Annotated in this window: 13 protein-coding genes; 9 read left to right on the top strand and 4 right to left on the bottom strand. The window is 63.6% G+C overall.

Annotation, left to right across the window (positions count from 1 at the left end; translation table 11 throughout):
• Positions 1–125 precede the first annotated feature (125 nt).
• From LK03_RS07295 to LK03_RS07270, 6 genes are all read left to right on the top strand, one after another.
• Positions 126–578, top strand: a complete 453-nt coding sequence (locus tag LK03_RS07295; RefSeq protein ID WP_038411724.1) for an Lrp/AsnC family transcriptional regulator — start codon at positions 126–128, stop codon at positions 576–578.
• Between the two features lie 308 nt (positions 579–886).
• Entirely contained in the window at positions 887–1618 is a 732-nt protein-coding gene (locus LK03_RS07290) for a GntR family transcriptional regulator (protein WP_038411723.1), read from the top strand.
• A 39-nt stretch (positions 1619–1657) separates the two neighbouring features.
• On the top strand, positions 1658–2941 hold the full coding sequence (locus tag LK03_RS07285) for an MFS transporter (RefSeq protein ID WP_038411721.1): 1284 nt from the start codon (positions 1658–1660) through the stop codon (positions 2939–2941).
• Positions 2942–2993: 52 nt separating this feature from the next.
• Positions 2994–3833: an amidohydrolase family protein gene (locus tag LK03_RS07280; RefSeq protein ID WP_038411720.1), complete on the top strand. Its 840-nt coding sequence runs from the start codon at positions 2994–2996 to the stop codon at positions 3831–3833.
• Between the two features lie 261 nt (positions 3834–4094).
• Positions 4095–5777, top strand: a complete 1683-nt coding sequence (locus LK03_RS07275) for a flavin monoamine oxidase family protein (RefSeq protein ID WP_038411719.1) — start codon at positions 4095–4097, stop codon at positions 5775–5777.
• A 13-nt stretch (positions 5778–5790) separates the two neighbouring features.
• On the top strand, positions 5791–6582 hold the full coding sequence (locus tag LK03_RS07270; protein WP_038411718.1) for a carbon-nitrogen hydrolase family protein: 792 nt from the start codon (positions 5791–5793) through the stop codon (positions 6580–6582).
• 206 nt (positions 6583–6788) lie between these two features.
• Here the strand turns inward: LK03_RS07270 and LK03_RS07265 are convergent, their stop codons facing one another.
• The gene (locus LK03_RS07265) at positions 6789–7229 is read right to left on the bottom strand and encodes a hypothetical protein (protein WP_038411717.1); all 441 of its coding nucleotides are present in this window, start codon (positions 7227–7229) and stop codon (positions 6789–6791) included.
• Between LK03_RS07265 and trmL the strand changes: the two genes are divergently transcribed.
• Complete coding sequence (trmL, locus tag LK03_RS07260) at positions 7228–7683, top strand: tRNA (uridine(34)/cytosine(34)/5-carboxymethylaminomethyluridine(34)-2'-O)-methyltransferase TrmL (RefSeq protein ID WP_038411716.1); 456 nt, start codon at positions 7228–7230, stop codon at positions 7681–7683. The two genes, LK03_RS07265 and trmL, sit on opposite strands and share 2 nt — an antisense overlap.
• A 153-nt stretch (positions 7684–7836) precedes the next feature.
• On the opposite strand, the gene secB is transcribed toward trmL, so the two are convergent.
• Genes secB through LK03_RS07245 form a run of 3 tightly spaced genes read right to left on the bottom strand, consistent with a single transcriptional unit; the run spans position 7837 to position 9034 of the window.
• Positions 7837–8325, bottom strand: a complete 489-nt coding sequence (gene secB, locus LK03_RS07255; RefSeq protein ID WP_028695698.1) for a protein-export chaperone SecB — start codon at positions 8323–8325, stop codon at positions 7837–7839.
• 38 nt (positions 8326–8363) lie between these two features.
• Positions 8364–8618: a glutaredoxin 3 gene (gene grxC / locus LK03_RS07250; RefSeq protein ID WP_038411715.1), complete on the bottom strand. Its 255-nt coding sequence runs from the start codon at positions 8616–8618 to the stop codon at positions 8364–8366.
• A 2-nt stretch (positions 8619–8620) separates the two neighbouring features.
• Complete coding sequence (locus tag LK03_RS07245; RefSeq protein WP_028695696.1) at positions 8621–9034, bottom strand: rhodanese-like domain-containing protein; 414 nt, start codon at positions 9032–9034, stop codon at positions 8621–8623.
• A 204-nt stretch (positions 9035–9238) separates the two neighbouring features.
• On the opposite strand from LK03_RS07245, the gene gpmI reads away from it, so the two are divergent.
• Both gpmI and LK03_RS07235 read left to right on the top strand, forming a co-directional pair.
• Positions 9239–10774, top strand: a complete 1536-nt coding sequence (gene gpmI, locus LK03_RS07240; protein ID WP_038411713.1) for a 2,3-bisphosphoglycerate-independent phosphoglycerate mutase — start codon at positions 9239–9241, stop codon at positions 10772–10774.
• Between the two features lie 111 nt (positions 10775–10885).
• Entirely contained in the window at positions 10886–12211 is a 1326-nt protein-coding gene (locus LK03_RS07235) for a murein hydrolase activator EnvC family protein (protein WP_038411712.1), read from the top strand.
• The last annotated feature ends 35 nt before the right edge of the window (positions 12212–12246 follow it).

Raw genomic sequence — 12246 nt, 5'->3', positions numbered from 1 at the left:
ATAGCCGCGGATGATACCGAACCTGTGCCTGAGACTACAAAAACCGCCCGCAGCAGATGACGGCCGGCTTGCTCTGTACGGCCCGGGCTGGCTAGTCTGGCCGCCCACGCTTATCGAGCCCAACCATGCCGCCCCTGCGCCCCGTGACCCTGGATGACACCGACCGTCGTCTGATCGAGCTGTTGCAGATCAATGCCCGCGAGAGCGTTGCCAATCTCGCCCGCCATCTGGGCGTTGCCCGCACCACGGTCAACTCGCGGCTGGCGCGCCTGGAGCAGGCCCAGGTCATCACCGGCTATGGCGTGCGCCTGAGCCAACGTCTGATCGATGGCGGGCTGCAAGCCTACGTGGGCATCAAGGTGCAGTCGCGCGCCGGCAAGGAAGTGGTCAAACGCCTCAGCGCCATGGGCCAAGTGCAGCAGCTGTGCACGGTCAGTGGCGAATTCGACTATGTCGCCTGGTTGCGCAGCGACTCGCCGGAGCAACTCGATCAGTTGCTCGATCAGATCGGCAGCGTGCCGGGCGTTGAAAAAACCACCACGTCGATCATCCTCAGCCATAAGGTCCACCGGGGCTGATTCGGCGAAGTCATAGGGCTTGGAAAGTCGGTGCTCTGTCAGATGCAGGCGATTGATGCTCATGGCGTGACCGACGTCTCGAGCGCCGAGCAGTCTGCTTTCGCCCGTGCTCGCCCTTCTCCACCTTCACTGAGCAACGCGCCGGGCAATCACGCAGGGCTTCGGAATCGCGGGATTCACAACGGCTGGCGCATGTCCCGCCCTGGCGCCGCATGAGTATTGAGACTGACGACCGGTGGATTGACGCTCCGCCCGGGCGGGCCTATATTCATCCGCACATTGATATATATGACTGGATAACTACAACAATGTCCGCATTCCAACGTGATGACCGCCTGCCGCGCTACCAGCGTCTGCGTGATGAACTGGCCGAACAGATCGCCCAGAATCGCTGGCGGCCAGGTGAAGCCATCCCCACTGAAGCAGCGCTGGCCAGCGAGTATGCGATTTCCGTCGGCACCGTTCGCAAAGCCATCGACGTTCTGGTCAGTGAGGGGGTCCTCGAGCGCCAGCAAGGGCGCGGCACCTTCATTCGTCGTCCGCAGTTCCAGTCCTCTCTGTTCCGTTTCTTCCGCTTTCAAGGCCTTAATGGCGAACGGCTAGTCCCCGAGAGCCGAATTCTGGCCATGGAAACCCTTCAGGCGCCGCTTGCAGTGAGCCAGGTGCTCAGCCTGCCGGCCGGTACGGAGGTGATCCGTCTGGTGCGTTTGCGCTTGTTGAACGCGCAACCAGTGCTAGCCGAAGAGATATGGCTGCCCAAGAGCCGCTTCCTACCGTTGCTTACGGTCAATCTGCAGCGCCAGGGACCACTGCTTTATCCCGTCTACGAGTCGCTGTGTGGCCAGGTGGTGGCGCGGGCCTCGGAAACCCTGACGGCAGAGGCCGTGACGGCCGTTCATGCGCGCCTGCTGCAAATCGACGTAGGCAGCCCTGTGGTGGTCATCGAGCGGTTGGCGTGCGACTACGCCGGCGCGCCTCTGGAATGGCGCCGATCGCGCGGGCATGCCAGCCACTTCCGTTACAACGTCGAAATCCGCTGAGCCTGCGGCATTCAAACTCCATTCATAAGGATAAAAATAATGTTCAGTTGGTACCGTCACATCACTACCAAAGAGCGCAAGACGTTCTGGGCCTGCTTCGGCGGCTGGTCGCTCGACGCCCTCGAAGTGCAAATGTTCGGCTTGGCGATTCCTGCGCTCATCGCAGCGTTCGCCTTGAGCAAAGGCGATGCCGGGCTCATCAGCGGGGTGACCTTGGTAACGTCGGCGATCGGTGGCTGGCTGGGCGGCACGTTGTCCGACCGTTACGGTCGGGTCAGGACACTGCAGTGGATGATCCTGTGGTTTTCGTTCTTCACCTTCCTGTCCGCGTTCGTCACAGGCTTTCATCAGTTGCTGGTGGTCAAGGCACTGCAAGGCTTCGGCATCGGTGGTGAATGGGCCGCCGGCGCGGTGCTGATGGCCGAGACCATCCAGAGCAAGTATCGCGGCAAGGTAATGGGTGCCGTGCAAAGCGCCTGGGCTTTTGGCTGGGGTGGAGCGGTGGCGTTGTTCACCCTGATCTACACCTTCGTCCCGGAAGAGCTGGCATGGCGGGTGATGTTCCTGGTGGGTCTGGCGCCGGCGGTGCTGGTGATCTATGTACGTCGCAATGTCGAAGAGCCAGAGGGTTCGGCACGCAACCGCACGCAGGCCGCCGCGAGGCCATTTCTCGCCAGTCTGGCCGGCATCTTCCGCCCGGAGCTGCTGCGGGTCACCTTGTTTGGGGGCATCCTCGGCCTCGGTGCACACGGCGGCTACTATGCCGTGATGACATGGCTGCCGACCTTCCTCAAGACCGAGCGCAATTTGTCGGTGCTCAGTTCCGGCGGATACCTGGCGGTGATCATCTTCGCGTTCTGGCTGGGCTGCATCGTCAGCGGGCTGCTGATCGACCGCATCGGTCGACGCAAGAACATCGTCCTCTATGCGCTGTGCTGCGTGGTGACCGTGCAGTGCTACCTGTTCATCCCGCTGAGCAACACGCAGATGCTGTTCCTCGGCTTCCCTCTGGGCTTCTTTGCCGCCGGCATTCCGGCGAGTCTGGGTTCGTACTTCAATGAGCTGTACCCAGCCGATGTGCGCGGTGCAGGTGTGGGCTTCTGTTACAACTTTGGACGCGTGCTGTCTGCGGTCTTCCCGTTCCTGGTCGGTCACATGAGTGGGTATATGTCACTGGGTAGCGCCATCGGCATCGACGCAGGGATTGCCTATGGCGTTGCAGTGCTGGCCGCACTCGCGCTGCCCGAAACCAATGGCCGCAAGCTCACCGACAACGCTGCGCCAGACGCGCCCAACGGCGATGCCACCGCGCAGAACGCCTGATACCCGCTGCAACCGGCGCCTAGGCTGGCGCCGTCATCTCAAGAGACGCTTCATGCCCCAGATTCTTCCCGCTAACTTCCACGGCATCGATGGCCACGCGCACGTATTCGAGCGCGATCTGCAGCTGGCCGAGGGCCGCCGCTATGCCCCGACCTACGACGCTACCTTGACCGATTACCTGGCCCAGCTGGACAGTTGCGGCCTGAGCCATGGCGTGCTGGTGCAGCCCAGTTTCCTAGGCACCGACAACCGCTATCTGCTGGCAGCCCTGACAGCCGCGCCTGAGCGTCTGCGGGGTGTGGTGGTGGTCGACCGCGAGGTGGCGACCTCGACGCTCGAGCACATGGCGGCAGCGGGCGTAAAAGGTGTGCGCTTGAACCTGATGGGACAAGCCATGGACGATTTCGCCAGCCGCGAGTGGCAAGCCTTTTTCAGCAGGCTTGCCGAGTTGGGCCTGCATGTCGAGTTGCATCGCCAGGTGGAGGATTTGCCAGGCGTGCTGCAATCGCTGCTGCGCACTGGCTGTCAAGTTGTCATCGATCACTTTGGACGCGCCGACGCCCGCCTCGGCCTCGAGCAGCCAGGTTTCGCGCGCATGCTCGAGCTGGGCCGCGAGGGCGATGTCTGGGTCAAGGTATCAGCGCTGTACCGCCTCGGCGGCAGCGCCGCAGAGCAGCATCAGTTTGCACAGCAGGCCCTGCCTGCCCTGTGTGAAACACTCGGCGCAGAGCGGCTGTTGTGGGGCAGCGACTGGCCACATACCCAGCACGAGCAGCAGACCTCGTTCGGCGAACAATGGCAGACGATACGTGGCCTGATCAGCGATACCCGACTACAGACACAACTGCTGCGCGACAGCGCTGCGACCCTGTTCGGGATCAACCTGTCCTGAGGAAATTCGCATGCCGCCCGGCATTCATCCCGTTATCCAGGTTGAATCAAAGACCGGGTATCGAACGAGGGGAGTTGCTGTCGGCGGTGTCTACTTGCTGGCCACTTCGACAAAAGCTCTAACCGATTCGCCACTATGACGATACTTCTACCAAAACGCCGACACTCTGCGTCTTAATTACGACAAGACCGCTCTCTAAACTGACCCTCAGCCATTTCCTATACTCAGGCTCGACATCACGAGCCTCACCAGGGTCAGCGCATGAACAAGCACAATCGCCATCCCGATGACGGCAAAGCGCCTATCACCATCTTCGGCCCGGACTTCCCCTTCGCTTTCGATGACTGGCTGGAACATCCAGCGGGGCTGGGCAGTATTCCACCTGAGCGTCACGGCGAAGAAGTGGCTATCGTCGGAGCCGGGATAGCCGGATTGGTGGCAGCCTACGAGCTGATGAAGCTAGGCTTGAAACCTGTGGTGTACGAGGCCTCCAAGCTCGGCGGGCGGCTGCGCTCGCAGCCGTTCAACGGCACCGATGGCATCGTCGCCGAGCTGGGCGGCATGCGCTTTCCGGTGTCGTCGACGGCGTTCTACCACTATGTCGACAAACTCGGCCTGGAAACCAAGCCGTTCCCCAACCCGCTGACACCAGCCTCGGGCAGTACGGTCATCGACCTCGAAGGTCAGACCTACTACGCGCAGAACGCTACCGACCTGCCGGCGCTGTTCAATGAAGTCGCCGAGGCCTGGGCCGATGCGCTGGAAGACGGTGCGCGCTTCGGCGAGATTCAACAGGCCATCCGCGACCGCGACGTAGCCAAGCTCAAGGCGCTGTGGAACGACCTGGTGCCGCTGTGGGACGACCGCACCTTCTATGACTTCGTCGCCAGCTCGAAAGCCTTCGCCAAGCTGAGTTTCCTGCACCGTGAAGTGTTCGGCCAGGTGGGCTTCGGTACCGGTGGCTGGGACTCGGACTTCCCCAATTCCATGCTGGAAATCTTCCGCGTGGTGATGACCAATTGCGACGATCATCAGCACTTGGTGGTCGGCGGCGTCGAGCAAGTGCCGCAGCGCCTGTGGCGGCACGTGCCGGAGCGCTGCGCGCATTGGCCGGCGGGCACCAGCCTCAGTTCCCTGCACGGCGGCGCCCCGCGCAGCGGGGTCAAGCGTATTGCCCGCGCGGCCGATGGCCTGCTGGCCGTCACCGACATGTGGGGCACTGCCCGGCATTACGCGGCGGTCCTGGTGACCTGCCAGAGCTGGCTGCTGACCACGCAGATCGACTGCGAAGAAAGCCTGTTTTCGCAGAAGATGTGGATGGCGCTGGACCGCACCCGCTACATGCAGGCGTCGAAGACCTTCATCATGGTCGACCGCCCCTTCTGGAAAGACAAAGACCCGGATACCGGTCGCGACCTGTTGAGCATGACCCTTACCGATCGCCTCACCCGTGGCACCTACCTGTTCGACAACGGCGACGACAAGCCGGGGGTGATCTGCCTGTCGTATGCATGGATGAGCGATGCCCTGAAGATGCTTCCACACCCGACCGAGAAGCGCGTGCAACTGGCCCTGGAGGCACTGAAGAAGATCTACCCGAAGACCGACATCGCCGGGCACATCATCGGTGACCCGATCAGCATTTCCTGGGAGTCCGACCCGTACTTCCTCGGCGCCTTCAAGGGCGCGCTGCCCGGCCACTACCGCTACAACCAGCGCATGTACGCGCATTTCATGCAGGACCGGCTGCCGGCGGAGCAGCGCGGGCTGTTCCTCGCTGGCGACGACGTGTCGTGGACGCCGGCATGGGTCGAAGGCGCAGTGCAGACGTCGCTGAATGCGGTGTGGGGTATTCTCCATCACTTCGGTGGCCGTACTGCGGCCGACAACCCTGGCCCGGGCGATGTGTTCGACGAGATCGGCCCCATCGCCCTGCCCGACTGACAGGTGCAAGCGCATGCGCATCGCCGTGTATCAAGGAGCGCCACAACCGCTGGACGTTGCAGGTAACCTGCAGCGCCTGGATCAGCAGGCCGCGCTGGCGGCGCAACGCGGCGCCGAGTTGCTGGTGTGCCCGGAGATGTTTCTCAGCGGCTACAACATCGGACAGGCCGCCGTGCAGCGTCTGGCCCAAGCCGCGGACGGCGCGGCGGCCGAGGCGATCGCGCAGCTGTGCCGGAGGCATGCCGTGGCGGTGGTCTATGGCTACCCCGAGCGCGGCGAAGAGGGCGCGCTGTACAACAGCGTGCAGTTGATCGACGCCCACGGCCAGCGGCTGGCCAAATACCGCAAGACCCACCTGTTCGGCGAGCTGGACCGTGCCCAGTTCAGCGCCGGCAGCCAGCACTGCCCGGTGGTCGAGCTGAACGGCTTCATGCTTGGGTTGCTGATCTGCTACGACATCGAATTCCCCGAGAACGCCCGCCAGTTGGCCCTGGCCGGCGCCGAGCTGATCGTGGTGCCGACGGCGAACATGACGCCCTACGACTTCATATGCCAAGTCACCGTGCGCGCCCGCGCCCAGGAGAACCAGTGCTACCTGGTCTACGCCAACTACTGCGGCGCCGAGGGCGACATTCATTACTGTGGGCAGAGCAGCATCGTCGACCCGGACGGCAGCCTGCTGGCGATGGCCGGGCAGGCGCCCTGCCAGTTGCTGGCCGATGTGCAGCGTGAGCGGGTGCTGGAGGGGCGCAAGGGGTTTCCCTACCTCAGCGATCTGCGCCGCGACCTACAGCGGCACCGCTGAGGCGCGGTGCACCGATCCTGTGCCGGCTGCACCGCACAGAGGCAGAACAGCCGGCCTGCTGGGCGCTGAACTACCTGGTAACCCGCGGAAACAGGGGATTGGAGAAGTTGGCACGGCACCTGCAATCACTCCTGTACAGGTGATCGAAACCGCTCACCCACCCCTTTTGGGGACCTCGGTACAGGCAGGCCGGGATATCCCCTCTTTTATTCGTGCAGCCTCACCTGCACCCGCCAGCGTCCAGCCTCCTCCTCTGCAGCGGTCCAGCTACCGCGCAGGGGGCGGGCCGCCACCAGGGTCAGCAACAAGCCTTTGTCGGCCTGCTGCACCCGCCACGCCACCGGCTTACCCGCCATCTGCAATTGACCTCGCGCAGCCTTGCCGTGTGCATCGAACAGCAGCGCCAGCGTGCCTTGCACGTGCTCGCCGTGCAGTTTCGGCGCGTGGTCGAACCACAGGTCCAGACCGGCTTCGACCACTTCGATCTGCTCGAGCTGGCTGGGCTGTGTGGTGGTCAACCGACCGATCATCAGCCCCACCAGTACGCCGAACAGCACCAGCGACAACAGCATGCGTCGGCGCGCCTTCGGACGGGGGTCGGGTTCGAGGGTAGAATGCTCATCCTCTTCTTGCCTGGGGCCGTGCATGTTCCACGTCATCCTGTTTCAACCTGAGATTCCACCGAACACCGGCAACATCATTCGGCTGTGCGCCAATAGCGGCTGCCATTTGCACCTGATCGAGCCGCTGGGCTTCGAACTGGACGACAAACGCCTGCGCCGCGCCGGCCTGGACTACCACGAATACGCCACCTTGCAGCGCCATGCCAGCCTCGAGGCGTGTCTGCACAGCCTCGGTCGGCCGCGCCTGTTCGCCTTCACCACCAAAGCGTCTCACCCATTTCACGAGGTGGCGTATCAGCCGGGCGATGCCTTCGTGTTCGGGCCGGAGAGCCGCGGGCTGCCGGCCGAGGTGCTCGACAGCCTGCCTGCCGAGCAGCGCCTGCGCCTGCCGATGCGTCCGGGCTGCCGCAGCCTGAACCTGTCCAACACGGTGGCGGTGACGGTGTACGAGGCGTGGCGTCAGCAGGGGTTCGCCTGAGCGGCGGGCATGAAAAAGCGCCCTTGGGGGATGCTGTCGAGGCACTTGAGGCTGTTCGCGGATAAATCCACTCCTACACGGGGAGGGGATTGGTTGGAGAACGAGCCGGCCTGACATCATCACCCCGCAGGGCGCTTCACGACCGCAACGGGCTTATTGCAGGGCAGGCGCTTCGCCAGCTTCCTGCATGCGCTGCATTTCCTGGGCGTACAGGGCGTCGAAGTTGACCGGCGAGAGCATCAGCGCCGGGAACGAGCCACGGGTCACCAGGCTGTCGAGGGTTTCACGGGCGTACGGGAACAGGATGTTCGGGCAGAACGCGCCGAGGGTGTGGCTCATCGAAGCGGCGTCGAGGTTCTTGATCAGGAAGATACCGGCCTGCTGCACTTCAGCGATGAAGGCGACTTCATCGCCGTTCTTGACGGTCACCGAGAGGGTCAGCACCACTTCGTGGAAGTCGCCGTCCAGGGCCTTCTGCTTGGTGTTGAGGTCAAGGGCGACGCTCGGCTCCCACTGCTGACGGAAGATCGCCGGGCTTTTCGGCGCTTCGAACGACAGGTCGCGCACGTAGATGCGCTGCATGGAGAACTGAGGAGAGGTGTCGTCGGCGGCGGCAGCGCCGCTGTTCTGTTGCTCGGTCATGACAAATCCTATGGCTTAACGAGTGGATACGGCGTGGATCAGGACTGCAGCAGCGGGTCGAGTTTGCCCGCCCGCTCCAGGGCGAAGAGCTCATCGCAGCCGCCGACGTGGGTACTGCCGATCCAGATCTGCGGCACCGAGGTGCGGCCCGCCTTCTGGCTCATTTGCGCGCGCACTTGCGGCTTGCCGTCGACCTTGATTTCCTCGAAGTCAACACCTTTGCTGTTGAGCAGTTGCTTGGCGCGGATGCAGTAGGGGCAATAGTCGCTGGAGTAGACGATGACGCTCTTCATGATTACTTCACCAGTGGCAGGTTATCGGCTTTCCAGCTGGAAACGCCACCGCTGAGCCGGGCGGCGTCGAAGCCGGATTTGAGCAGTTCGCGGCACAGGGCGCCGGCCTGCTGGCCCATGGTGTCGGCCAGAATCAGGGTCTTGCCCTTGTATTTTTCCAGTTCGCCAACGCGGCCCAGCAGTTTGTCGTGGGGGATGTTCAGGGCGCCGACGATATGCCCGGCGGCGTATTCCTTGCTCGGGCGCACGTCGATGACCACGGCCTTGTCGGCATTGACCAGCGCGGTCAGTTGACCGTTGCTCAGGCTCTTGCCGCCGCGGCGCATTTCATTGAGCAACAGCAAGACCAGCAGAACCACGAAGATTGCCACCAGAAGAAGGTTATCCGTGGCGAATTGCAGCAATTTCTCAACCATCAGGGCTGTTCCAAGCGAGTGAAAATGCCGGTCAGTATACACACCGCCTCAGGCCCGCCACAGCCCGGCCGGCCAGCGGTGAGGCGCTTTCATCTCCAGGCTGTAGGCATGCCGCCCGGCGGCACTGAGGATTATTCGCAGTCGCGGAACGATTTGCCCTAAAATGCGGGTCTTTATCATTTTCAGCAACCGTGAGTGGGATTGATGACGAGCACGCCTAAACCCCTGGTCCTGATCATCCTCGATGGTTTCGGTCACAGCGAAAGCCCTGAGTACAACGCCATCTTCGCCGCCAACACGCCGGTCTACGACCGCCTCCTGGCGACCCAGCCCCATGGCCTGATTTCCGGTTCGGGCATGGATGTCGGCCTGCCCGACGGGCAGATGGGCAACTCCGAAGTCGGTCACATGAACCTCGGCGCCGGCCGGGTGGTGTATCAGGACTTCACCCGCGTCACCAAAGCCATTCGTGACGGCGAGTTCTTCACCAACCCGGTGCTCACCGGCGCCGTCGACGGCGCCGCCAAAGCGGGCAAGGCCGTGCACATTCTCGGCCTGCTCTCCGACGGTGGCGTACACAGCCACCAGGACCACCTGGTGGCCATGGCCGAGCTGGCCGCCCAGCGCGGCGCCGAAAAGATCTACCTGCACGCCTTCCTCGATGGCCGCGACACCCCGCCGCGCAGCGCGCAAGCGTCGCTGGAACTGCTCGACAGCACCTTCGCCAAGCTCGGCAAGGGCCGCATCGCCAGCCTCATCGGCCGCTATTTCGCCATGGACCGCGACAACCGCTGGGACCGCGTCAGCGCCGCCTACGACCTGATCGTCGACAGCGTTGCCGACTATAGCGCTGCCACCGCGGTCGCCGGCCTGGAAGCGGCCTACGCACGCGACGAGAGCGATGAATTCGTCAAGGCCACGCGCATCGGTGATGCGGTCAAGGTCGAGGACGGTGATGCGGTGGTGTTCATGAATTTCCGCGCCGACCGCGCCCGCGAGCTGTCGCGGGTGTTCGTCGAGCCGGATTTCAAGGAATTTCCCCGTGCGCGCCTGCCGAAGGTCGCCGCCTTCATTGGCCTGACCCAGTATTCGGCGAAGATTCCGGCCCCGGCAGCCTTCGCGCCGGCCAGCCTGAACAACGTGCTCGGCGAGTACCTGGCCAAGCACGGCAAGACCCAGCTGCGCATCGCCGAAACGGAAAAGTACGCCCACGTGACCTTCTTCTTCTCGGGCGGCCGTGAAGAGCCGTTCGAAGGCGAAGAGCGCATTCTGATTCCATCGCCGAAGGTCGCCACCTACGACCTGCAACCGGAGATGAACGCGCCGCAGGTCACCGACCGCATCGTCGAGGCCATCGAGCAGCAGCGCTTCGATGTCATCGTGGTCAACTACGCCAACGGTGACATGGTCGGCCACACCGGCGTGTTCGACGCCGCGGTCAAGGCTGTGGAAGCCCTGGACACCTGCGTCGGGCGCATCGTCGAGGCGCTCGATAAAGTGGGCGGCGAAGCGCTGCTGACCGCCGACCACGGCAACGTCGAGCAGATGGAAGATGAATGCACCGGCCAGGCGCACACCGCGCACACCACCGAGCCGGTGCCGTTCATCTATATCGGCAAGCGTGCGCTGAAGGTGCGCGAGGGTGGCGTGCTGGCCGATGTGGCGCCCACCATGCTGACCTTGCTGGGCCTGGAAATCCCTGCGGAAATGACCGGCACCTCGATCCTGCTCGACGCCTGATCGTCCGGCCCATTCCAGACCAACGCCCCGCCGTCGAGACGCCGGGGCGTTTTTTTTGCTGTCCTGGATGGGCATACTAGGCCGATTCTCATCCCTGGTACGTCCAACCTCATGCTTCGTGCTCTCCTACCCCTCGCCTTGTCGTGCCTGCTCAGCCCGGCCTTCGCCGACGAGCGTGCGCAAACCCAGCAGCAGCTGGACGCCACCCGCAAGGACATCGCCGAGCTGCAGAAGATGCTCGGCAAGATCCAGGCGGAAAAAGCCGGCGTGCAGAAAGACCTGCAAACCACCGAAACCGAAATCGGCACGCTGGAGAAGCAGGTGGAGGCCCTGCAGAAAGAACTAAAAAAGACCGAGGGCGAGCTGGAGCGCCTTGATTCCGAGAAAAAAAAACTCCAGAGCGCCCGCGTTGAACAACAACGACTGATTGCCATCCAGGCCCGTTCGGCCTACCAGAGTGGCCGCGAGGAATACCTCAAGCTGCTGCTCAACCAGCAGAACCCCGAGAAATTCGCCCGCACCCTCACCTACTACGACTACCTGAGCAAGGCGCGCCTCGAACAACTGCGCGCCTTCAACGAAACCCTGCGCCAGCTGGCCGCCGTGGAGCAGGACATCTCCCGCCAGCAGGCGCAGTTGCTGGCCCAGCGCGGCAACCTCGACAGCCGCCGGCAGGAACTGGAAACGGTGCGCAACGAGCGCCGTCAGGTGCTGGCCAAGATCAACGGCGACCTCAAGCAGCGCAACCAGGCGCTGCAAGCCCGCCAGCAGGATCAGGCCGACCTCGCCCAGGTGCTCAAGACCATCGAGGAAACCCTGGCGCGCCAGGCCCGCGAGGCTGAAGAAGCGCGGCAGAAGGCGCTGTTGGCGCAACAGGAAGCCGAGCGCCGCCGTCAGCAGGAAGCCTTGGCGCGCGCCGAGGCAGACAAAGCCCGCGGCGCCACCCCGACGCCCCCGGCGCCGGTCGAAGACGCCCCCGCCCCGCCGCGCAGGCCGCTCGGCCCGGTGGTGTCCAGTGATGGCGCGAACTATGGTGGCGCTTTTTCTGCGGCCCGCGGAAAACTTCCTTGGCCTGTCAATGGTCGATTGCTGGCACGCTTCGGCGATGCCCGCGGTGGCGACTCGCGTGCCAAGTGGGATGGGGTGATGATCAGCGCCTCGCCCGGCACCCAGGTACGCGCCGTGCATGGCGGGCGCGTGGTGTTCGCCGATTGGTTGCGCGGCGCCGGGCTTCTGGTCATTCTCGACCACGGCAACGGTTACCTGAGCCTGTACGGGCACAACCAGAGCCTGCTCACCCGCGCGGGCGATATCGTCAAGGCTGGCGACAGTATTTCCACCGTTGGCGACAGTGGCGGCCAGGAAAGCGCTGGGCTGTACTTCGCCATTCGCCAGCAAGGTCGGCCCGCCGATCCTGCGCAATGGTGTCGCGGTTAGGCTGTTCAACGTCTAGTTGGCGTAGCGCCGGCAAG

Source organism: Pseudomonas cremoricolorata (genome assembly GCF_000759535.1).
GTDB classification, from domain to species: domain Bacteria; phylum Pseudomonadota; class Gammaproteobacteria; order Pseudomonadales; family Pseudomonadaceae; genus Aquipseudomonas; species Aquipseudomonas cremoricolorata_A.
The sequence above is the reverse complement of the archived record's forward strand: the minus strand, read 5'-3'. Positions and strand labels throughout refer to the sequence as shown.